Origin of the sequence: Rhizobacter sp. AJA081-3, assembly GCF_017795745.1 — a bacterium.
Classification (GTDB): domain Bacteria; phylum Pseudomonadota; class Gammaproteobacteria; order Burkholderiales; family Burkholderiaceae_C; genus Piscinibacter.
Genome location: NZ_CP059067.1, coordinates 486,468 through 507,343 on the forward strand (window position 1 = coordinate 486,468; position 20,876 = coordinate 507,343).

19 protein-coding genes are annotated in these 20,876 nt (G+C 66.8%); 6 read left to right on the forward strand and 13 right to left on the reverse strand.

The window, feature by feature from the left end:
- Positions 1-48 precede the first annotated feature (48 nt).
- The 3 genes from pyk to ppsA all read left to right on the forward strand — a co-directional run bounded on the left by pyk (position 49) and on the right by ppsA (position 5,168).
- Complete coding sequence (pyk, locus tag HZ992_RS02425; protein ID WP_209385095.1) at positions 49-1,479, forward strand: pyruvate kinase; 1,431 nt, start codon at positions 49-51, stop codon at positions 1,477-1,479.
- The gene (locus tag HZ992_RS02430) at positions 1,479-2,690 is read left to right on the forward strand and encodes a threonine ammonia-lyase (protein WP_209385096.1); all 1,212 of its coding nucleotides are present in this window, start codon (positions 1,479-1,481) and stop codon (positions 2,688-2,690) included. The genes pyk and HZ992_RS02430 overlap by 1 nt, the downstream gene beginning before the upstream one ends.
- A 66-nt stretch (positions 2,691-2,756) precedes the next feature.
- On the forward strand, positions 2,757-5,168 hold the full coding sequence (ppsA, locus tag HZ992_RS02435) for a phosphoenolpyruvate synthase (RefSeq protein WP_209385097.1): 2,412 nt from the start codon (positions 2,757-2,759) through the stop codon (positions 5,166-5,168).
- Between the two features lie 12 nt (positions 5,169-5,180).
- Here ppsA and HZ992_RS02440 read toward each other — a convergent pair whose 3' ends face one another.
- Entirely contained in the window at positions 5,181-6,206 is a 1,026-nt protein-coding gene (locus HZ992_RS02440) for an STAS-like domain-containing protein (protein WP_209385098.1), read from the reverse strand.
- A gap of 237 nt (positions 6,207-6,443) precedes the next feature.
- Here HZ992_RS02440 and fba point away from each other — a divergent pair, with 237 nt between their 5' ends.
- The 3 genes from fba to HZ992_RS02455 all read left to right on the forward strand — a co-directional run bounded on the left by fba (position 6,444) and on the right by HZ992_RS02455 (position 9,647).
- On the forward strand, positions 6,444-7,508 hold the full coding sequence (gene fba / locus HZ992_RS02445) for a class II fructose-bisphosphate aldolase (RefSeq protein WP_209385099.1): 1,065 nt from the start codon (positions 6,444-6,446) through the stop codon (positions 7,506-7,508).
- 114 nt (positions 7,509-7,622) lie between these two features.
- On the forward strand, positions 7,623-8,519 hold the full coding sequence (locus tag HZ992_RS02450; RefSeq protein WP_209385100.1) for a phosphoribosylaminoimidazolesuccinocarboxamide synthase: 897 nt from the start codon (positions 7,623-7,625) through the stop codon (positions 8,517-8,519).
- A 3-nt stretch (positions 8,520-8,522) separates the two neighbouring features.
- Entirely contained in the window at positions 8,523-9,647 is a 1,125-nt protein-coding gene (locus HZ992_RS02455; RefSeq protein ID WP_209385101.1) for a hypothetical protein, read from the forward strand.
- Between the two features lie 16 nt (positions 9,648-9,663).
- On the opposite strand, the gene HZ992_RS02460 is transcribed toward HZ992_RS02455, so the two are convergent.
- The 12 genes from HZ992_RS02460 to ruvC all read right to left on the reverse strand — a co-directional run bounded on the left by HZ992_RS02460 (position 9,664) and on the right by ruvC (position 20,872).
- A complete protein-coding gene (locus tag HZ992_RS02460) occupies positions 9,664-10,554 on the reverse strand; it encodes a carbohydrate kinase family protein (RefSeq protein ID WP_209385102.1) in 891 nt (296 codons plus the stop codon).
- A 51-nt stretch (positions 10,555-10,605) separates the two neighbouring features.
- The gene (locus HZ992_RS25625; protein WP_245213333.1) at positions 10,606-11,562 is read right to left on the reverse strand and encodes a zinc-ribbon and DUF3426 domain-containing protein; all 957 of its coding nucleotides are present in this window, start codon (positions 11,560-11,562) and stop codon (positions 10,606-10,608) included.
- A 7-nt stretch (positions 11,563-11,569) separates the two neighbouring features.
- Positions 11,570-12,487 carry a 50S ribosomal protein L11 methyltransferase gene (gene prmA / locus HZ992_RS02470; protein WP_209385103.1) on the reverse strand — a complete coding sequence of 306 codons (918 nt, stop codon included), beginning with the start codon at positions 12,485-12,487 and terminating at the stop codon, positions 11,570-11,572.
- Between the two features lie 10 nt (positions 12,488-12,497).
- Positions 12,498-13,847, reverse strand: coding sequence for an acetyl-CoA carboxylase biotin carboxylase subunit (gene accC, locus HZ992_RS02475; protein WP_209385104.1), 1,350 nt, complete (start codon positions 13,845-13,847; stop codon positions 12,498-12,500).
- 10 nt (positions 13,848-13,857) lie between these two features.
- Entirely contained in the window at positions 13,858-14,319 is a 462-nt protein-coding gene (accB, locus tag HZ992_RS02480; protein ID WP_209385105.1) for an acetyl-CoA carboxylase biotin carboxyl carrier protein, read from the reverse strand.
- A gap of 251 nt (positions 14,320-14,570) precedes the next feature.
- On the reverse strand, positions 14,571-15,089 hold the full coding sequence (locus HZ992_RS02485; RefSeq protein ID WP_209385106.1) for a TlpA family protein disulfide reductase: 519 nt from the start codon (positions 15,087-15,089) through the stop codon (positions 14,571-14,573).
- Positions 15,086-15,697, reverse strand: coding sequence for a hypothetical protein (locus HZ992_RS02490; RefSeq protein WP_209385107.1), 612 nt, complete (start codon positions 15,695-15,697; stop codon positions 15,086-15,088). Before HZ992_RS02490 ends, HZ992_RS02485 begins: the two co-directional genes overlap by 4 nt.
- Before the next feature lie 33 nt (positions 15,698-15,730).
- Positions 15,731-16,519: a transglycosylase domain-containing protein gene (locus tag HZ992_RS02495; RefSeq protein ID WP_371816816.1), complete on the reverse strand. Its 789-nt coding sequence runs from the start codon at positions 16,517-16,519 to the stop codon at positions 15,731-15,733.
- Positions 16,519-17,376, reverse strand: a complete 858-nt coding sequence (aroE, locus tag HZ992_RS02500; RefSeq protein WP_209385109.1) for a shikimate dehydrogenase — start codon at positions 17,374-17,376, stop codon at positions 16,519-16,521. Before aroE ends, HZ992_RS02495 begins: the two co-directional genes overlap by 1 nt.
- Positions 17,373-18,230 (reverse strand): energy transducer TonB, encoded by an 858-nt coding sequence (locus HZ992_RS02505; RefSeq protein ID WP_209385110.1) that lies wholly within the window; start codon positions 18,228-18,230, stop codon positions 17,373-17,375. The genes aroE and HZ992_RS02505 overlap by 4 nt, the downstream gene beginning before the upstream one ends.
- 1 nt (position 18,231) lies before the next feature.
- Entirely contained in the window at positions 18,232-20,280 is a 2,049-nt protein-coding gene (locus HZ992_RS02510) for a ribonuclease catalytic domain-containing protein (RefSeq protein ID WP_209385111.1), read from the reverse strand.
- Positions 20,281-20,314: 34 nt separating this feature from the next.
- Positions 20,315-20,872, reverse strand: a complete 558-nt coding sequence (gene ruvC / locus HZ992_RS02515; protein ID WP_209385112.1) for a crossover junction endodeoxyribonuclease RuvC — start codon at positions 20,870-20,872, stop codon at positions 20,315-20,317.
- Positions 20,873-20,876 lie beyond the last annotated feature (4 nt).

Consider the following 20,876-nt stretch of genomic DNA (forward strand, 5'->3'; position numbering starts at 1 on the left):
CGCGTCGCGGCACTTCGATAATCCCCAGACAAAGACAACGGAGACTCCATGCCCCGCGCCACCAAGATCGTCGCCACCCTCGGCCCCGCCTCCAGCTCCCCCGAGGTGCTGGAGCGCATGATGCGCGCGGGGGTCGACGTGGTGCGCCTGAACTTCTCGCACGGCAAGGCGCAGGACCACATCGACCGCGCCATGCTCGTGCGCGAGGTGGCGGCGCGCTCCGGCAAGGAAGTGGCCATCATGGCCGACCTGCAGGGCCCGAAGATCCGTGTCGGCAAGTTCGACGGCGGCGCGACGATGCTGACGGCCGGCCAGTCGTTCATCCTCGACGGGGCGCTGACGGCACTGGGCAACAACGAGCGTGTCGGGCTGGACTACAAGGACCTGCCGCGCGACGTGAAGCCCGGCGACACGCTGCTGCTCAACGACGGCCTGCTGCGCCTGACCGTCGAGGCCGTTCGTGGCGAGGAGGTGCACACCTCGGTGGTGATCGGCGGCGAGCTGTCCAACAACAAGGGCATCAACAAGGCCGGCGGCGGCCTCACCGCACCGGCGCTGACGGCCAAGGACATGGAGGACATCAAGACCGCGATGGCCTTCCAGTGCGAGTACCTGGCAGTGAGCTTCCCGAAGAACGCCACCGACATGGAGATGGCGCGCCAGCTCGCGAACGTGGCCGGCGAACCGTGGCGCCACAAGCCGGCGCTGATCGCCAAGATCGAGCGCAGCGAGGCGATCCCGGTGCTCGACCAGATCCTCAAGGCGAGCGACGGCATCATGGTCGCACGCGGCGACCTGGCGGTGGAAGTCGGCAACGCCGCCGTGCCGGCGCTGCAGAAACGCATGATCCGCATGGCGCGCGAGATGGACAAGGTGGTCATCACCGCGACGCAGATGATGGAATCGATGATCGTCAACCCGGTGCCCACGCGCGCCGAGGTGAGCGACGTCGCCAATGCCGTGCTCGACGGCACCGACGCCGTGATGCTCAGCGCCGAGACGGCCGCCGGCAAGTACCCGGTGGAGACGATCACGCAGATGGCCGCCATCGCGCTGGAGGCCGAGGCCGCCGACGACGTGTCGATCGAGACCGACTTCACCAACAAGAAGTTCGGCCGCATCGACCAGTCGATCGCCATGGGCGCGCTGTTCACCGCGCACCACCTGGGCTGCAAGGCCATCCTGGCGCTCACCGAGTCGGGTTCGACGGCGCTGTGGATGAGCCGCCACAACGTCAAGGTGCCGATCTATGCGCTGACGACGCAGCTGGTCTCGCAGCGCAAGATGACGCTGTACCGCAACGTGCGCCCGCTGCTGATGCCGGTGTTCACCGACCGCGACCAGGCACTGGCGGCTGCCGAGAAGCTGCTCGTCGATCGTGGCGTACTGCGCCCCGGCGACACCTACGCCATCACCTGCGGCGAGCCGATGGGCTACCCCGGCGGCACCAACATGCTGAAGGTCTGCCGCGTGGCGTGATGGCCAGTGACCTGACCCTGCAGGACATCCAGGCCGCTGCGCAGCGCCTGCGCGGCGAGGTGGTCGACACGCCCTGCCTGGTTTCGCGCACGCTGTCCGAATTGGCGGGCTGCGAGGTCTACCTCAAGTTCGAGAACCTGCAGTTCACCGCGTCCTTCAAGGAGCGCGGCGCATTGAACAAGATGGCGCAGCTCGGCGCGGCCGAGCGCGCCGCCGGCGTGCTCGCGGTGTCGGCCGGCAACCATGCGCAGGGCGTCGCCTACCACGCGCAGCGCATGGGCATCCCGGCCACCATCGTGATGCCGCGTTTCGCGCCGGCCGTGAAGGTCGACAACACGCGACGCTTCGGCGCCACCGTCGTGCTCGAGGGCGACACCTTCGACGATGCGCGCGCGCATGGCCTGGCATTGGCGAAGGAGCGCGGGCTGACGGTCGTGCACCCGTATGACGATCTCGCCGTCGCGGCGGGCCAGGGCACGATCGCGCTGGAGATGCTGGCGGCGCAGCCGCAGATCGACACGCTGATCGTCGCCATCGGCGGCGGCGGTCTGATCTCCGGCATGGCCACGGCGGCGCGCGCGATCAAGCCGGGCATCGAGGTCTATGGCGTGCAGACCGAGCGCTTCCCTGCGGTATGGAACGCCGTCCACCACGGCCACCGCGAGTGCGGCCAGGCGACCATCGCCGACGGCATCGCCGTCAAGTCGCCGGGAGCGCTGACGTTGCCGATCATCGAAGAGCGCGTCAAGGACGTGCTGCTGGTCAGTGAGGACGACATCGAGCAAGCCATCCTGATGCTGCTCGAGATCGAGAAGACGGTGGTCGAAGGCGCCGGCGGCGTGGGCCTGGCCGCCTTGATGAAGCACCGCGAGCGCTTCGCCGGCCGCAAGGTCGGGCTGGTGCTCTGCGGCGGCAACATCGAGCCGCTGGTGCTGGCCGAGATCATCGAGCGCGGCATGGTGAAGTCGGGGCGCCTCGCGCGGCTGCGCCTGGACATCCGCGACGTGCCCGGCGCGCTGGCCGACGTGGCCACGCTGCTCGGCCGGCTCGGCGCCAACATCGACGAGGTGCAGCACCAGCGTGCCTTCACCTCGCTGTCGGTGGAGCGTGCGCAGATCGAGGTGGTGGTGCGCACGCGCGGCGTCGCCCACATCGAGCAGATCCTCGAGGCCTTGCGCGAACAGGATTACCGGGCCGAACGCGTCGGTTGATGCCGCTCAAGCCAGTGTCGGCGCAGCGGGCGGAGCATCCGGATCGAACCGATCCGGGAGACTGCCATGACGAGCGCGCCGACAAGCTGCATCCGCTGGTTCCGTGACCTGTCGCTCACCGACCTGCCGCTGGTGGGCGGCAAGAACGCCTCGCTGGGCGAGATGTTCCAGCAGCTCACGCCGCTGGGCGTGCGCATCCCCGACGGCTTCGCGGTCACCGCCGAGGCCTACCGCGATGCGCTCGACGAATCCGACGCGTGGGTGCAGTTGCATCGCGCGCTCGACGGCCTGGACAAGCGCGACGTCACGGCGCTGGCTCGCGCGGGCGCGAAGGCGCGCGAGATCGTCTACGGCGCGCCCATGCCCAAGCATGTGGAGACGACGATCCGCGAAGCCTGGCGCGAAATGAAGGCGCGTTTCGGCGAAGACCTCAGCGTGGCCGTGCGCAGTTCGGCCACCGCGGAAGACCTGCCCACCGCCAGCTTCGCCGGCCAGCACGACACCTACCTGAACATCCGCGGCGAGGAGACCCTGCTCGATGCAGTGAAGCGCTGCCAGGCTTCGCTGTTCACCGACCGCGCGATCTCGTACCGCATCGACAACGGCTTCGACCACTTCAAGGTGTTTCTCTCGGTGGCGGTCATGCAGATGGTGCGCAGCGACCTTGCGTCCAGCGGCGTGATGTTCAGCATCGACACCGAATCGGGCCACCCCGATGTGGTGTTCATCACCGGCGCCTGGGGCCTGGGCGAGAACGTGGTGCAGGGTGCCGTCGACCCCGACGAGTTCTACGTGCACAAGCCGACCTACCGGCAGGGATTTCGCAGCGTGCTTCGCCGCACGCTGGGCGACAAGCAGATCCAGATGGTCTATGCGAGCGGCCGCACGCGCGAGCCGGTGGTGAACCGGCCGACGCCGAAGGCCGACCGCGTGCGTTTCTGCCTGAGCGATGCCGATGTGCTGGAGCTCGCCGGCGCCGCCATCAAGATCGAGGACCACTACAGCCGCCAGGCCGGAACGCTGCGGCCGATGGACATCGAATGGGCCAAGGACGGCCCGGATGGCCCCCTTTACATCGTGCAGGCGCGGCCGGAGACCGCGGTGTCACAGCGATCGGCCACCCAGATCGAGGAGTTCGTGCTCGACGGTCAGGGTGAAGTGAAGGCGCGTGGCCGCGCAGTCGGCGCGCGCATCGCGAGCGGCGCCGTGCGACTGGTGGCCGATGCGCGCCACCTGGCCGAGTTCAAGCCCGGCGAGGTGCTGGTGGCCGACACCACCACGCCCGACTGGGAGCCGGTGATGAAGACCGCCGCGGCGATCGTCACCAACCGCGGCGGGCGCACCTGCCACGCCGCCATCGTCGCGCGCGAACTCGGCATTCCGGCGGTGGTGGGCGCCGAGCACGCCACCACGGCGCTGACCAACGGCGAAGGCGTGACCGTGTCCTGCGCCGAGGGCGCGATGGGCAAGGTCTATGCGGGCACGGTGCCCTTCCACCGGGAGGTGAGCGACATCGCTGGCCTGAAGAAGCCGCGCACCGAGATCATGGTGAACCTCGGCAACCCGGAACTGGCGTTCCAGACCAGCATGCTGCCCTGCGATGGCGTGGGTCTGGCGCGCATGGAGTTCGTCATCAACGAGTACATCAAGGTGCACCCGATGGCGGTGCTGCACCCCGAGCGCATCGTCGACGAGAAGGAACGTGCGCAGGTGCAGGCGCTGTGGGCTGGATTTCCGGACGGCGCGAGCTACTTCATCGAGCGATTGGCCGAGGGCATCGGCACCATCGCCGCGGCCTTCTTCCCGCGGCCGGTGATCGTGCGCCTGTCTGACTTCAAGAGCAACGAGTACGCGGCGCTGCTGGGCGGGCGCGTGTTCGAGCCGCACGAAGAGAACCCGATGATCGGGTTCCGGGGCGCGGCGCGCTACATCCACCCGGCCTATGCGGAAGGTTTCGCGCTCGAGTGCCAGGCGCTCAAACGCGTGCGCGACGTGATGGGGCTGACCAACCTGAAGGTGATGGTGCCGTTCTGCCGTCGGCTCGATGAGGCCCGTGGTGTGCTCGCGGCGATGGCCAGCCACGGGCTCGGCCGGGGTGTGAATGGCCTGCAGGTCTACGTGATGTGCGAGATCCCGAACAACGTGCTGCTGATCGACGAGTTCTCCGAGCTGTTCGACGGCTTCTCGATCGGCTCCAACGACCTGACCCAGCTCACGCTCGGCGTGGACCGCGACAGCGCGATCGTCGCCGAGTCCTTCGATGAACGCGACCCGGGCATGCTGAAGATGCTCAAGCTCGCCGTCGAAGGCGCCAAGCGCAATGGCCGGCACAGCGGCATCTGCGGCCAGGCGCCGTCGGACCATCCGGAGATCGCCAAGTACCTCGTCGAGCTCGGCATCGACAGCATCAGCCTGACGCCGGATACCGTGCTGCGCACGATGCGCGCACTGGCGGAGATCGAGGCCAAACGGCGCTGAGGCCGGCGCAGCTCAGGCCGCTTCGGCACGCACGCTGTCGACCAGCGCGCGCACGCCGGGCGACATGTTCACCGGTTCGAGCGCGAGCTCGGGCTGGCTGCGCGCGAAGACGCGGAAGAGTTCGTCAGCGAAACCGTGGCCGATGTCCGTCACGCCCGAGAAGTCGAGTTGCGCGTGCCGGAACTGCTGCAGGCGCTGCGCGGCGTGCCGGGCTTGGGCGCGCGAATCGAGCGCGCAACCCGGTGCGGTGAGCAACTGCAGCGGCACGACGGTGCGTTCGAAGGCATAGCCCTGGCCGTCGTGGCTGCATTCGCGCAGCACGGCGTCGAGCGTGCGCGTCGTGTCCAGCGCGATGGCAACGAACACCGAGGTGCCGTGCCGGGCCGCGGGCGTGGTGCGCGACCAGCGGTGGCGCTGCCAGGCGCGGTGCTGGAAGGCGGTGTCGTTCGCGTGGAGGTCGAGCACGTCGGCGATGCGCGAGGTGAAGAACAGGCCGCGGCCGGTGTGCCGCCCGGGATCGCTGGTGAGCTTTCCCTTGCTCAGCTCCAGCATGGCCAATGCAGGGTCGACGATCTGGAACGACTGCGCGACCTTGTCGAACAGGCCGCAGCCGTCGTCGGAGACCAGCATCTGAAGATGTGCCGGCGTTTGCCGCATCGAGACCGTGACATTCGTGCCGCCGCTGTGGTCGATGGCGTTGTTCAGCAATTCGCCGAAGGCGTGCTGGGCCATGCGAATCACAGGGGTGGGCAGGGCGAAGTGCGGCGCGAAGTCGCGAGACCAGGGCAGAGCTTCGTCGAGCCCGGCCAGCGGGTAGCGCTGCACGACCTGCCTCAGCAACCCGGGCACATGGTGCGGGCGGCGCGGCGTGCCCTGCTGGATGATCCACTGGGTGTCGACCAGGCGGGCGATCGTCTTGACTGCCGTGCGGCGACTGACCGAGAGGCGTTGCATGAGGTGCGACACCAGGTCGTGCGGATGGGCGAGTGCGGCTGCGGTGACCCAGGGAGTGATGGCCGTCAAGGCAATGCGCGACATGGCAGATCCTTTTGGTCGGCATAAGGCCGTCCGAACGCCGAGTGTCGGCCGCCGCGCGAAGCGATGGGCCGCGAAAAGCCGGGTGAACGCCCGCCAGTTTCACAGGCGAATCCCCCGGATGCGGGCATGTTGCAGCGCGGAAGGGGCCACCCCGGCTGGCTAGAATCGAATGAGTTACCGCCAGGTTACCGACGATGGTGCGTGGCAAACCGAACGACTCACTCCCGGAGAACGACCATGCCTCTCGTTTCGATGCGTCAACTGCTCGACCATGCCGCCGAGAACGGCTACGGCATCCCTGCCTTCAACGTCAACAACCTCGAGCAGGTGCAGGCCGTGATGACCGCCGCCGACGAGGTGGGGGCACCGGTGATCCTGCAGGCCAGCGCCGGCGCGCGCAAGTACGCGGGCGAGCCGTTCATCAAGCACCTGATCCAGGCCGCGCTCGAGCAGTGGCCTCACGTCCCGCTGGTGATGCACCAGGATCACGGCCAGAGCCCGGACGTCTGCAAGGGAGCCATCAACCTGGGCTTCAGCTCGGTGATGATGGACGGCTCGCTGCAGGCCGATGGCAAGACGATCGCCAGCTACGATTACAACGTCGATGTGACGCGCAAGGTGGTCGACATGGCGCATGCGCTGGGCGTCACCGTCGAAGGTGAACTCGGCTGCCTGGGCTCACTGGAGACCATGAAGGGCGACAAGGAAGACGGCCACGGCACCGAAGCCACGATGACGATGGACCAGTTGCTCACCGACCCCGAGCAGGCGGCCGACTTCGTCAAGCGCACGCAGCTCGACGCGCTGGCCATCGCCATCGGCACCAGCCACGGCGCCTACAAGTTCACCCGCAAGCCCACGGGTGACATCCTGGCGATCAACCGCATCAAGGAGATCCACCGGCGCATCCCGAACACCCACCTGGTGATGCACGGCAGCTCCAGCGTGCCGCAGGACCTGCTGGCCGAGATCCGCCAGTACGGCGGCGCGATGAAGGAGACCTACGGCGTGCCGGTCGAGGAGATCCAGGAAGCCATCAAGCACGGCGTCCGCAAGATCAACATCGACACCGACATCCGCCTGGCCATGACGGCTGCGATCCGCAGGTACTTCGTGCAGAACCCGGAGAAGTTCGACCCGCGGGACTACCTCAAGCCAGCCCGCGAGGCGGCCAAGCAGATCTGCAAGCAGCGCTACCAGCAGTTTGGATGCGAAGGGCAGGCGGGCAAGATCAAGGGCCAGACGCTGAGCCAAGTGGCCAAGCGCTACGCGAGCGGCGAACTGGCGCAGACGGTGGTCTGAGCCACCTGGGCGGCCACGCGACGACCCGGCTTCGGCCGGGTTTTTTCATGGGGCCGCTCACTAGAATTCGCGATCACCCTGCAACGAACGCCTTCGCGGCGACAAAGGATCTCCATGACTGCCGCCCTGCTCGAAAGCACCATTCGCTCGTTGCCTCTCGTTGCCAAAGGCAAGGTGCGCGACAACTATGCGGTGGGCTCAGACCGGCTGCTGATGGTGGCGACAGATCGCCTGAGCGCCTTCGACGTGGTCATGGGTGAACCCATTCCGGGCAAGGGCGAGATGCTGACGCGCATGGCGCTGTTCTGGTTCGGCAAGCTGGGCCACATCGTGCCCAACCATCTGACGGGGCAGGATCCGGAGAGCGTGGTGGCACCCGAAGAGCGTGAGCAGGTGCGCGGGCGTTCGATGCTGGTCAAGCGGCTCAAGCCGCTGCCGGTCGAGGCGGTGGTGCGTGGCTATCTGGCCGGTAGCGGCTGGAAGGAGTACCAGGAGGGACAGGCCGTCTGCGGTGTGGCCTTGCCTGCCGGGCTCAAGAATGCGAGCAAGTTGCCTGCACCCATCTTCACGCCGGCGACCAAGGCCGAGATGGGCTCGCACGACGAGAACATCAGTTTCGATCGGATGAAGCAGATCGTTGGCGACGTTCTGGCAGAGAAGGTGCGGGAGACCTCCGTTTGTCTCTATGCCGAGGCCGCTGCCTTCGCCTTGCAGCGCGGGATCATCATCGCGGACACCAAGTTCGAGTTTGGTCTGGACGCAGACGGAACATTGACTCTGATGGACGAGATCCTGACGCCTGATTCATCAAGGTTCTGGCCCGTTGAAGGGTATGCCGAAGGCGTCAATCCACCGAGCTACGACAAACAGTTTGTCCGTGACTGGCTGGAGCGGGCCACAGTCCGTGGAGAGCCTTGGAACAAGACAGCGCCCGCTCCGCCCCTGGACGCTGAAGTGGTTCTCAGAACTGCTGCGAAGTATCAAGAGGCGATGCAAAGACTGCTGGGGTGAAGCATGAAATCGCGTTTTCTACATCGCCTTGAGTCGAAAATATCAGCTTCGACTGACAGGTTCAGTCGCCGATGTCTGCTGGCTGAGCGTGCGGCATACCAGGCGCGTCTAGGTTGTATTGAATTGTCCAGAAATGATCTGGCAATAATAAAAGGTGAGAATGATTCGGAGCCGCACGTCCGGGTTTCCATACTAATCAATATTGCTGATGGTCTCTGTCATTACTATGAAGACATGTCACCAAAGGCCAGCGATAGATATCAAAGAGCCCGCGCGCTGGCAGTAGCAACTAGCCAGATGGACCTGCAAGCGAGAGTGGACTCATATATTGCACTATTGGCTTACGGAGAGCATCGATTTGAGCAGATGTTCGCGCATCTCGATGACGCCACAAGGCTGTTATCTCTGGCTGATAGAGAAACCTTGTGCAGAGTATGTATGATTCTCGGGCAAACGCTCCACTTGGCAAACAGATTTGATCTTGCCCAGAAGTGGTATCAGAAGGCGCGCTACTTGGCCAATGAAGTAGCTGACGATGCATCAATGAGTGCTATTCTTCACAACATGGCATCGATCTGGTTCGTGAACCTAAGAAATTGCGAACTTGGAGGAATAGAAACTGGCGACAGATCTGAAGTGGCATGGGTGGCCGCGGATTCAACAAAGAACTACGATACAATAATTGGTTCAACGGGTCTTGATATATTGACGCCATTGATGAAGGCGCAAATGTTATCCCTCAACTCCAAGTACGAAGAAGCTCTATTGATCTACAAATCGGCTGTTCCAAAATTAGCGCTAAAGTCCCTTGGCGGATGGCAGTCGTGGATTATTTCAGATATGGCTTTGTGCAACCTTCGGGTGGGCCACATCGAAGACGCTCAGACGGGTTTTTCTCGCTCTCTGGAAACACTCTCAGAATATCATCATCTGGATGATCGAGCCGCTACATTCACCAGGCTTTCAGAAGGAATGGCTGTTCTTGGGAAGACAGAATTGGCGACTCACTACAGAATATTGGCTGACCAAGCGTGGGCGGCGTTTGTTGCGCTCCAGAACGAGATGCGAGTTCGGGCGGCAGCATTTATGGATCATCGAGAGTCGTTGCTCATGACAAAAATTCGATGAATCGCCACGCTCGCGTTTAGCACTCTAAGCGATGATTCTGCCCGCCTCGACTAGCAATCTTGAGTGCTCCCACACGGTTCCCCAATTGAACTGAATCTTCCAACCTCCATCCCCTTTCAAGACCGGATAGCAGAGCTGCTCGGAAGGCGTCGCCGCAGCCTGTTGGATCTACGATCTGTTCTGCCTTGACGCCAGGCACGTGAGTTCGCTCACCCTGCTGCCAGATGTCGCAACCGTCGGCGCCCAATGTGACGACAACGCCCTTCAAGTGAGAGCGCGACAGAGATTCCAGCGAGTGACCGGTGCGGTCGCACAGCATCTTCGCCTCGTAGTCGTTCACCGCCACCCAAGTGGCTTTCGAGATGAAGTCCTTCAGTTCGGTGCCGTCGAACATCGGCAGCCCTTGGCCGGGATCGAAGATGAACGGAATCTTGGCATCGGTCAGCTGCTGTGCGTGCTGAAGCATGGCGTCGCGGCCGTCAGGCGCGATGATTGCCACACTGATGTCGTCGCGGTGGGGCACGGCCGTCAGATGGGCCGACTGCATCGCGCCAGGGTGAAACGCAGTGATCTGGTTGTTGTCGATGTCCGTGATGATGATGGCCTGCGCCGTGTAGCTGTCGTCCACCACGCGGATGTACTCGGTGCTTGCATTCCACGAGCGCACGCGGGCCAGGTAGTCCTGCCCATCGGTGCCGATCGCCGCCATGATCAGCGGCTCGCCACCAAGTTGCTTCAAACTGTAGGCGATGTTGCCGGCGCACCCGCCGAACTCGCGCCGCAGTGTCGGGACCAGGAATGAGACGTTGAGGATGTGCACCTGATCCGGCAGGATCTGCTGGGAGAAGCGGCCGGGAAAGGTGGTGATCGTGTCGAAGGCGAGCGATCCGCAGATCAGGGCAGGCATAGGGACTCCAAGGGTGAAAGTGGGGCGTTGGCAGCGCGGGCTACCGCCAGCTCAGGGATAGAAGACTTCGACGGTGTAGCCCGCGATGCGAACCGCGCCCGTGGACATCATCGCCTGTAGCGAGGTCTCGCTGCCGGCTGCCATCGTCGCGGTTTGGCTGCGGAAGTCCTGCGGGCTCAGCGCCCGCCTAGCCACCAGCTGCCCGTTTGCATCGGTCAGAGACAAGTCGATCCAGGGCAAAGCCGCGACCGTGGTCGCGCGATTGCGAAGTGTCACGCTCAGGCGGAACCCATCGCCCGACGAGGCCTTTGCCAGTGCAGTGCTCTCCACCACGATGTCCTCGATGCGCCGCGGCGGTTCGATGCGGCAGCCCGAAAGCCTGCACCAGGCCTGCAGCGCAGCCACCGTGCCGGGCAACCGCGCGGCCATGCCGTCGCGGAAGTGGTGTGCGGCCTGCCCCGCGAGCAACAGGGCGAGCACGACCACCATCAGTCGCAGCATCTTTCGCGCGCCAGACGACTGCCAGCGCGCTTCCCGCTCCGCGCTGCGCACGAACTCCGGCGTCTCCGCGCCGTCATGGGCCTCGCTGTCCTGCCCCTGCGTCGACGGATCGAGCATCACCGGCTCGATCGCATCGGCCGGCACATCGGTATCGAAACGCGCGTCGGCGAAGTCCGGCCCCTTGCGATCGCCGCTGCCCAGTCCGGTCAGCGCGCCGAAGCCGGTGCGACGCGGTGAGCCGAAGATCTGCTCGTCGATGCGATCAACCAGATCGGGGTCGGTTGTCTCCATCGGGCCGTCGTCGGTCGGCTGCAAGGCGCCGCCCGAACTGCGAGCTGGCTCGGACCAGTCCGGCGGCGAATCGCGATCCAGGTCGAACAGTCCTTCGAGGGCGTTGAACACCTCGTCGCAACGACCGCAACGCACCCAGCCTTCGGACACCTTGAGCTGATCCTGCACCACGCGGAACACGGTTCCACAGGAAGTGCATCGGGTGGCCAGGCTCATGGCCGAATCATGCCATCCCGGCTTCGGCGCCGCGCAAGGCCGTCATCAGCACCCATCCCTCCTGAGCATCGCTGACTTGAAGGTCGAGCCACGGCGCGTAGGCCGACCGCAGCTCTTCGACCTGCCGCTCGAGGATGCCCGCCAGCACCAGCGACCCGCCCGGCGAGACATGGGCGCTCAGCAGCGGTGCCAGCAGTTTCAGCGGGGTGGCCAGGATGTTGGCATAGACCAGCGGATAGGCGCCCTGGGCCAGTTCGGGCAGGCCGGCATTCACGCTGACGTGGTTGGCCTGCGCATTTGCACGTGTGGATTCCACCGCCGCCGGGTCGATGTCCACCGCATCGATGCCGCGCGCGCCATGCAGGGCGGCGCCGATGGCCAGGATGCCTGAGCCGCAACCGTAGTCGAGCACGCGGCTCCAGCCGGCTGCCCGGTGCGGTGCCTCGCGTGCCGTCCAGCGCAGGCACATGCGCGTGGTCGGATGCGTCCCGGTGCCGAAGGCCAGGCCCGGGTCGAGCCGGATCACCTGGCGTGCATCCGGCGGCACTTCGTGCCAGCTGGGCACGATCCAGAAACCCGGCGCGACCTCGACCGGCGCGAACTGCGACTGCGTCAGGCGCACCCAATCCTGCTCGGCCACCGGCCGCATGGCCACCAGCGACACGTCACAGGCCCAGTCCTGCGCCAGCAGCAGCGTGGCGGCTTCGGTGGCCGCCGCCTCGTCGGCAAACAGCGCGATCACCCGCGAGCGGCGCCAGCCGCCGACCGGCGCCGGCATGCCGGGCTCGCCGAACAGGGCGTGCTCCGCATCGGTGTCCGCGTCGGCGTCCTCGACGGAAGCCGACAGCGCGCCGAGTTCGTCGATCAGCGCATCGGAGACCGGCTCGACCGCTTCCTCGGGAGCCAGCAGCAACAGTTCAAACATGCCGGACCGCTCAGCGCTTGTGCTCTGCCATCCACCCCTCGAGGTAATGGATGCTGGTTCCGCCTTCGATGAACTTGGCGTCCACCATCAGCTCGCGGTGCAGCGGGATGTTGGTCAGGATGCCTTCCACCACCGTCTCCGACAGCGCGATGCGCATGCGCGCCAGCGCCTGGTCGCGCGTATCGCCGTGCGCGATGATCTTGCCGATCATCGAGTCGTAGTTGGGCGGCACGAAGTAGTTGGTGTACGCGTGGGAATCGACGCGCACGCCGGGGCCGCCCGGCGGGTGCCACATGGTGATGCGGCCGGGCGAGGGCGTGAACTTGTACGGGTCCTCCGCGTTGACGCGGCACTCGATGGCGTGGCCGCGCATCTGGATGTTGCGTTGCGTGAAGGGCAGCTTCTCGCCGGCTGCCACGCGGATCTGCATCTGCACGATGTCGATGCCGGTCACGAGCTCGGTGACCGGGTGCTCCACCTGCACGCGGGTGTTCATCTCGATGAAGTAGAACTCGCCGTCTTCGTAGAGGAACTCGAAGGTGCCCGCACCGCGGTAGCCGATCTTCTTGCAGGCAGCCGCGCAGCGGTCGCCGATGCGCTCGATCACGCGCCGCGGGATGCCCGGCGCCGGCGCTTCCTCGATGATCTTCTGGTGGCGACGCTGCATCGAACAGTCGCGCTCGCCCAGCCACACGGCGCTCTTGTGCTGGTCGGCCATCACCTGGATCTCGATGTGCCGAGGGCGCTCGAGGAACTTTTCCATGTACACGGCCGAGTTGCTGAACGCCGCGCCGGCCTCGGCGCGGGTGGTCTGCACGGCATGGATCAGCGCGGCCTCGGTGTGCACGACGCGCATGCCCCGGCCGCCGCCGCCGCCGGCCGCCTTGATGATCACCGGATAGCCGATGCTGCGCGCGATGCGGATGATCTCCTTCGGGTCGTCGGGCAGGGCGCCCTCCGATCCCGGCACGCACGGCACGCCGGACTTGATCATGGCCTGCTTGGCCGAGACCTTGTCGCCCATCAGGCGGATCGACTCCGGCGTCGGGCCGATGAAGGTGAAGCCGCTGCGCTCGACGCGTTCGGCGAAGTCGGCGTTCTCCGACAGGAATCCGTAGCCGGGGTGGATGGCCTCGGCGTCGGTGACCTCGGCCGTCGAGATGATCGCCGGCATGTTGAGGTAGCTCTGCGCCGACGCCGCAGGGCCGATGCAAACTGCCTCGTCGGCCAGCTTGACGTACTTGGCATCCCGGTCGGCCTCGGAATAGACGACGACCGACTTGATGCCCATCTCGCGGCAGGCGCGCTGGATGCGCAGGGCGATTTCGCCTCGATTGGCGATCAGGATCTTCTTGAACATCGAGTCAGGCTCACTCGACGATGAACAGGGGCTGGCCGAACTCGACCGCCTGGCCGTTCTCGCAGAGGATCTTGGTGACCGTGCCCGTCGTGTCGGACTCGATCTCGTTCATGATCTTCATCGCCTCGATGATGCAGATCGGCTCGCCTTCCTTCACGGCGCTGCCGACCTCGACGAAAGCCTTGCCGCCCGGGCTGGAGGAACGGTAGAAGGTGCCGACCATCGGCGACTTGACGACGTGCCCGGTTTCCACCGGCACGACCGGCGCGGCGGCGACCGGCGCGGCCGCTGGGGCCATCGGTGCCGCGGCGGGCGCCGGCATCTGGAGCATGTGGGCCGTCGGCGCCATCACGGCACCGGCCGGTTCCGACTTCACGATACGCACCTTGCCGTCGGCCTCGGTGATCTCGAGCTCCGAGATGTTCGATTCCGACACCAGGTCGATCAGTGTCTTGAGCTTGCGAAGGTCCATGCTCTCTCCAACGGTGATTCGAGGTCTGATGCCTCTCGATGCGTCTTGTCGCCCTCATCTGGCGGCGATCGGCGCCCAATTTGTCGCGATGTCCGGCAGCCAACATCCTGCTTCATGCGGGGCTGGTGGATCGAAACAGACAGGTTCGAAAGTTTCGTCAGCGCTTCTTTGATGCACGAAGCCCGCGACTTTACGCGCTTTGTTGCGACTTGCCAGCAATTGACTTTCGCGGCCGTTGGTGCTTGAGATTCTCAGGCCGGGGTGGCCGTCCAGGCTTCGATATCGGCTGGCTTGAGTGCGCCGAGCTTGCGCGAGCGGACCTGACCTGAGGCATCGATCACCACCGTGAAGGGCAAGCCCCCTTGGGTGTTGCCGAGCAGTCGACCGAACTCCACGCCCTCCAGACCGGCCAACCCCACGGGCAGGGCCAGCGGGCGCTGGCGCAGGAATTCTCGCACCGGCGTGGGGCTGTCGACGGCCAGGCCGACCACGGTCCACCCACGCGGATTCTGCTCCCGATGGAAGCGGTCGAGCAGCGGCAATTCGGTGACGCAGGGGGCGCACCAGGTCGCCCAGAAGTTCAGCACCATCGGCTTGCCACGCAGGCTGGCCAGAACGAGCTCGCCGCCTTCGGGCCGCTCGAAGCGGCTGTCCCAGAAGCCCGCTGGCAGGGGAAGTTCCTCGATACGCAGCCGCCACCAGGCCACGCCGGCACCAGCCAGCGCCGCCGCGCCGGCCACGCCGCCGATGAGCACGGTCCGCCGGTTCATGCCGGATCCTCGGTTTCAGACGCCATCAGCCGGCGCAGCGCGGCCAGGTCGCCGCAGGATGTCAGGCCTCGTGCATCGGGCTTGAGGGCGCCGCGCAGGTCATTGTGGTCCAGCACGCTCAGGTGCACCGTGACCGGCTCGCCCAGCGCGCGACTGAGGCCCGAGACGCTCAGCACGTCCACGTCACGGCCGCGTGGCCCCGGGCGGCTGCCGACGTCGAAGTCGATGCCCTGGTCGAGCAGGGTGATCTCCGCCTGCTTGGAATCATCGCAATACAGTTGCAGGTGCACGCAGCTCAGCCGTGTGGCGGTGCCGCGCCAGACGGCGCCGGTCAAGTGCGGCCTCAGGGACGCCAGGCGCTCCATCCAGTGCACGGCCGCCTCGCGCAGCGCGCGCAGTTCGCCCGGCTGGGTGTCGGCACAGAACAGCGCCAGATAGGCCCGCACCTCGTCTTCGACGGCATCGTTGCCGGGCATCTCGGCGGGCCGCACGTTGCTGCGCCCGATCGCCTTGACGGCCTTGCGCTTGGCCGGTCCGTACTCCATGCCTTCTTCCACCACCAGGCGGGCGGCGGTGGCGGCGATCTCTTCGGTCAGCGTGGCAGACATCGCGGCATTCTAGGCAGCCACCCCAGCCCTGATTCAAGGCGGGTCGATCGCGCCCATGCGCGCCGTGATCGTGCCCGCCCGGCCGATCACATAGGCCGAGTTCGGGCGCTTCTCGAAGCGCTTGGGCGCCGGCAGCATCACCGCCAGGCGCGCCGCCTGCATGGCCCCGAGCGATGCGGCATCGGTTCGGAAGTAGTGCCGCGCCGCCGCCTGCGCGCCGAACAGCCCCTCGCCCCACTCGACGCTGTTCAGGTAGATCTCCAGGATGCGCTGCTTGCTCAGCAGCGATTCCAGCATCAGCGTGATGACGAACTCCTGGCCCTTGCGGGCGAGGCTGCGCTCGCTGCCGAGAAACAGGTTCTTGGCCAGTTGCTGCGTGATCGTCGAGCCGCCGACCACCTTGGCCGCGCGCGGCGCCGGCGCGGCCGGCGCCGGCTTGCCCGCGGGCGCTTTCGACGTGCGACGCTCCTGCAGCAGGTTCAGTCGCTCGATGCGTTCCTCGGCGCGCTGGTTGCGCTCCCAGGCCTTCTCGATCGCGTCCCAGTCGACACCGCTGTGCTCCGCGAAGGCGGCGTCCTCCGAAGCGATCACCGCGCGCTTGAGGTTCGGCGATATGCGCTCGTAGTCCACCCACTGCTGGCTCCACAGGACTTCGCCCTTGTCGACCAGCAGCCGCCAGGCCTCGGAGCGCTGGAAGGTGGTGGACTGCGGGTCGACCACCATCATCAGCGCGACGCGGACGAGGAAGTAGAGCTGCAATGCGATCGTCGAGAGCACGAGCAGCGTCGCCAGGCGCAGCAACGCCCTCCAGACCACGCGCATCATCGCGAGGCGGCGAGCCGCTCACGCAGCGCGTCGAGCACCGGGGCCGTGTCGGGCATCACCCCGCGCCACAAGGCGAAGGCCTCGGCGGCCTGCTCGACCAGCATGCCCAGCCCGTCGCGGCCGCGCGCCCCATGGGCCTGCGCCCAGTCGATGAAACCTCGCGCTGCCGGCCCGTACATCATGTCCAGCGCCAGTGCACCCGGAGCCAGCACACCGGCACCGACCGGGATGTCGGCACCCTGAAGGCTCGAGGCGGTCGCATTGACGACGACCTCGAAGCCGCTGCCGCAGTCGGCCGGTGCACGGGCCACCAGCTCGGTCTGCCCCGCCACGGCGCGATGCCGCTCGACCAGTGCCTGCGCCTTGGCCACCGTGCGGTTGGCGACCACCAGCGCCGCCGGCGCAGACGTGAGCAACGGGCCGATCGCACCGGCGGCCGCGCCGCCAGCGCCCATCAGCAGCACCCGCCGGCCGGCCAGTCGCACGCCCGCATTGCGCTCGATGTCGCGCACCAGGCCGATGCCGTCGGTGTTGTCCGCCAGCCAGCCTTCGGCGTCGAAGCGCAGCGTGTTGGCTGCCCGGGCGAGCGTGGCCCGCGGCGTGTGGCGGGTCGCCAGTTCGAAGGCCTCGAACTTGAACGGCACGGTGACGTTGCAGCCGCGCACCGGGCCGGCCGAATCGTCGGCCGCGAAGCGCCGCAGCGCGTCGGCAAAACCGTCCAGCGGGCACAGCAGTCGGCCATAGTCGATCGCCTGGTCAGTCTGCCGCGCAAAGGCGGCGTGGATGAAGGGCGACTGGCTGTGCTCGACCGGATTGCCGGCCACCGCATAGCGGTCCGCGTGCGGCGCGCTCATTGCGCGCTCAGCGTCGTTTCAAGTCCGTCCTCGCGGGTGAACTTGAAGCGCGAGGTGATCACCAGCTGGTCGGCCTTGCGGCGCATCGCCGCGCTGAAAGGCCCGAAGGGCGAAGCCGCCTTGACGATGGCCACGGCGCGGCGGTCGAGGATCTTCGAGCTCGACGGGCGCACGACCTCGGTGTCGATCACGCGGCCCTCCACATCCACCGTCACGTTCATCACCAGCTCGCCGTAGAGCTTCTTGCCCTGGTACTCGGGGAAGTTGCGCGTGCCGCGCTCCTCGATCTTGCGGCGCAGCTGGTCGTAGTAGAGCGCATAGACCTCTTCGCGCGTGGCCGGGCTGATGTAGCGCTTCTTCGGCCGCGCGTTCTCTTCGTTGATGCGCTTCTCGATCTCGGCCAGCAGTTCCACCAGGCGGCGGCGCTTCTCCTCCAGCGAGCGCTCCTCGGGTGCACCCTGGTCGCGCTGCGGATCGGGCGGCGGCAGCAGCGCAAGCTCGCGGCGCATCTGCGCGAGCAGCTGCTGCTGTGTCTCCATCAGTTGCTCGACCTGGCGGCGAGCGTCCTCGTTGGAGTCGCCCATCTCGATGGTCGCCGCCGGCGGCAGTGGCGAGGTGGCGCGGCCGCGCTCGGCGTCGCCGCCACCTTGCAGATTGGCCTGCGCGATCGCGGCGGCCACCGAGGGCGCCTCGCCGGAGCGCGAGTTCACCAGGATCACCTCCAGCGGCGTGTCCTGGAAGACGCGGTTGAAGCCCTCCGGGTCGACGAAGCGCACGCCCAGCAGCGCGGCATGCACGCCGACCGAGAACAGCAGCGCGAGCTGCAGGGTCGAGAGCTTGCGGCGCCGGGCCATGTCAGCTCGCGGCGTCGGTGGCCGGCTCCGCGGCCTCGCCCTCGGCGGCCACGTCGATGGCCAGCGTCAGCGGGCCTGCGCTCTCGGCGGCTTCCTCGGCATCGGCTTCGTCCACCGGCGCGTCGTCGGCCGTCGTCGCCGGATCGTCGATGCGCTTTGCCACGCTGGCATGCAGGTCCAGCGTCAGCAGGTCGCTGCCTGTGATCCGCACGCGCACCCGGGCTCCGCGCGGCAGGCCCTCGGCGCCGAGCGCACGGAACACCAGCGGCAGTTCGTCGGCGCGCACCAGGCCGTCTTTCATGACTGCGGCGTCGAGCTCGGTGATGCCCTGCTGCGCCAGGTATTGCATCGTCCAATAGCGTTCGATGCCGGACTGGAAGCCGTTGTACTCGCCGTAGGCCGCGTCGAAGGCCGAGATGATGGAGAACAACGCCGCGTCCTTGGGCTTGAACGGCGCCGCCAGCGCGGCGGTGCGGCCATGCCGTGCGCAGGCGATGATCTGCCACTGGTTGACCAGGTCGACGTAGCGGCGCAGCGGCGAGGTCGCCCAGGTGTACTGCGCCACGCCCATGCCGGCGTGCGGCGCGGGCTTCACGCCCATGCGCACCTTCACGCCGGGCGCCAGGCTCGCCTGGCTGCGGTAGATGCCCGGCACGCCACACTCGGCGATCCAGCCGCCCCAGGTGCTGTTGGCCAGGATCATCGCCTCGGCGACGATCAGGTCCAGCGGCGCGCCGCGCTGGCGAGTCGAGATCAGCACCTGCTCGTGGCCCTGCGGCTCGCGGCCCTCGGTGCCGGCGAGGCGGAAGTTGTAGTCGGGCCGGTTGAAGTTCTCCGGCTTTCCGCGCACCACCTCGCGCTGCGCCTTCAGGTGTCGCGCCAGGCGGAACGCGAAGGCCAGTTCGGCCGCGTGACCGTACTCGGCCGGCGCATCTCCGAGCAGCGAGGCCTCGGTGATGACCGCGTCGAGCTGGTCGTGGCGCAGGTTGGAGGCGATGTGCACGCGCTCCAGCTTCGTCTCGCTGGCCTTCACGGCCAGCGTGGCCTCGTCGAGCGTGACGTACAGCGACACCGCCGGGCAGTCACGCCCTTCGGTCAGCGTGTAGGCCTGCACCACCTCGTCGGGCAGCATGGTCAGCTTCCAGCCCGGCATGTAGACGGTGGACAGGCGGTCGCGCGCGACCTTGTCGATCGTCGAGTCGGCGGCGATTGCCAGGCCCGGCGCGGCGATGTGCACGCCGAACACCACCGTGCCACTGCCCAGCCCCTGCACCGACAGTGCATCGTCGATCTCGGTGGTGGCCGAGTCGTCGATCGAGAAAGCCTGCGCGGCGGAAAGCGGCAGATCGTCCTTGATCGGCGGCGCCTGCAGGGGCGGGAACGCCGTGCCCTTGGGGAAGTTGTCGAACAGGAAGCGCCGCCAGTGGAACTGGTAAGGCGAGTCGATCGCGCCGGCGGACTTCAGCAGCTCCAGCGGCGGCTTCTGCGCGTGCCGGGCCGCCTCGACGACCGACTTGTACTCCGGTGCGTTCTTGTCCGGCTTGAAGAGGATCTTGTAGAGCTGCTCGCGCACCGGCGCCGGGCACTGGCCCGCGACCAGCTCGCCGGCCCAGGCCTCGATCTGCGCCTGCAGCGCCTTCTTGCGCTCGATGCCCAGCAGCGCTGCCTTCACCGTCTCTTCGGGCGCCTTGCGGAAGTTGCCCTTGCCCAGGCGCCGGAAGTAGTGCGGCGCCTCGAACAGGCGGAACAGCGCTGCGGCCTGCTTCTCCACGCCGGCGCTGGCCTCGAAGTAGTCGCGCGCCAGCTCCGCGAAGCCGAACTCCTGCTCGGGGGCGAATTCCCAGGCCAGGTCGAGGTCGATGTCGCGCGCGATCGTCTGTGCCGACGCGAACAGTTCGGCCGGCAGCGGCTTGTCGAACTTGAGCAGGACGTTGGCGGATTTCACCTTCACGCGCTTGCCCGAATCGAGCTCGATCTGCATCGAGCTGTCCGCTTCGGTCATGACGCGGCCGGCGTGGAACTTCCCGGCGTCTTCGTAGAGGGCATACATAGGAGGGGCGATTGTCGCCTGAACCCGCCTGGCCCTAGTAACTGCGACCCTTCTTGTACTGGGCGTGGGCCTTGCGCGACAGCGTGCCGCCGCGCGCGATGGCGGCAAACGAGGCCCCGGCATGGGCATGGCAGATCGCCAGTCCCAGAGCGTCGGCGGCGTCCTTCCCGGGCTCGCCGGGCAGCGCCAGCAGCCGCGCCACCATCGCCTGCACCTGCTCCTTGCGCGCCTGGCCGTGGCCGACCACAGCCTTCTTCATCTGCAGCGCGGTGTATTCCGAGACCGCCAGGTCGCCCGACACCAGTGCCGCCAGCGCGGCACCGCGGGCCTGGCCGAGCAGCAGCGTGGACTGCGGGTTGACATTGACGAAGACGATCTCCACCGAGGCACAGTCGGGCTGGTAGCGCGCCGCGACCTCGCGCACGCCCTCGAAGATGATCTTCAGCCGCGCCGGCAGCTCGCCGATGGCGACGGCGTCGGTCTTGATCGTGCCGCTGGCGATGTAGTGCAGCCGCGGCCCTTCGGCCTCGATCACGCCGAAGCCGGTGGTGCGCAGGCCGGGGTCGATGCCGAGGATGCGAAGGCTGGCCATGTCG

Excerpts from the sequence above, each read along its gene's own strand:
- pyk (WP_209385095.1), top strand. The coding sequence starts at position 49 with ATGCCCCGCGCCACCAAGATCGTCGCCACCCTCGGCCCCGCCTCCAGC.
- HZ992_RS02430 (WP_209385096.1), top strand. The coding sequence starts at position 1,479 with ATGGCCAGTGACCTGACCCTGCAGGACATCCAGGCCGCTGCGCAGCGC.
- ppsA (WP_209385097.1), top strand. The coding sequence starts at position 2,757 with ATGACGAGCGCGCCGACAAGCTGCATCCGCTGGTTCCGTGACCTGTCG.
- HZ992_RS02440 (WP_209385098.1), bottom strand. The coding sequence starts at position 6,206 with ATGTCGCGCATTGCCTTGACGGCCATCACTCCCTGGGTCACCGCAGCC.
- fba (WP_209385099.1), top strand. The coding sequence starts at position 6,444 with ATGCCTCTCGTTTCGATGCGTCAACTGCTCGACCATGCCGCCGAGAAC.
- HZ992_RS02450 (WP_209385100.1), top strand. The coding sequence starts at position 7,623 with ATGACTGCCGCCCTGCTCGAAAGCACCATTCGCTCGTTGCCTCTCGTT.
- HZ992_RS02455 (WP_209385101.1), top strand. The coding sequence starts at position 8,523 with ATGAAATCGCGTTTTCTACATCGCCTTGAGTCGAAAATATCAGCTTCG.
- HZ992_RS02460 (WP_209385102.1), bottom strand. The coding sequence starts at position 10,554 with ATGCCTGCCCTGATCTGCGGATCGCTCGCCTTCGACACGATCACCACC.
- HZ992_RS25625 (WP_245213333.1), bottom strand. The coding sequence starts at position 11,562 with ATGAGCCTGGCCACCCGATGCACTTCCTGTGGAACCGTGTTCCGCGTG.
- prmA (WP_209385103.1), bottom strand. The coding sequence starts at position 12,487 with ATGTTTGAACTGTTGCTGCTGGCTCCCGAGGAAGCGGTCGAGCCGGTC.
- accC (WP_209385104.1), bottom strand. The coding sequence starts at position 13,847 with ATGTTCAAGAAGATCCTGATCGCCAATCGAGGCGAAATCGCCCTGCGC.
- accB (WP_209385105.1), bottom strand. The coding sequence starts at position 14,319 with ATGGACCTTCGCAAGCTCAAGACACTGATCGACCTGGTGTCGGAATCG.
- HZ992_RS02485 (WP_209385106.1), bottom strand. The coding sequence starts at position 15,089 with ATGAACCGGCGGACCGTGCTCATCGGCGGCGTGGCCGGCGCGGCGGCG.
- HZ992_RS02490 (WP_209385107.1), bottom strand. The coding sequence starts at position 15,697 with ATGTCTGCCACGCTGACCGAAGAGATCGCCGCCACCGCCGCCCGCCTG.
- HZ992_RS02495 (WP_371816816.1), bottom strand. The coding sequence starts at position 16,519 with ATGCGCGTGGTCTGGAGGGCGTTGCTGCGCCTGGCGACGCTGCTCGTG.
- aroE (WP_209385109.1), bottom strand. The coding sequence starts at position 17,376 with ATGAGCGCGCCGCACGCGGACCGCTATGCGGTGGCCGGCAATCCGGTC.
- HZ992_RS02505 (WP_209385110.1), bottom strand. The coding sequence starts at position 18,230 with ATGGCCCGGCGCCGCAAGCTCTCGACCCTGCAGCTCGCGCTGCTGTTC.
- HZ992_RS02510 (WP_209385111.1), bottom strand. The coding sequence starts at position 20,280 with ATGTATGCCCTCTACGAAGACGCCGGGAAGTTCCACGCCGGCCGCGTC.
- ruvC (WP_209385112.1), bottom strand. The coding sequence starts at position 20,872 with ATGGCCAGCCTTCGCATCCTCGGCATCGACCCCGGCCTGCGCACCACC.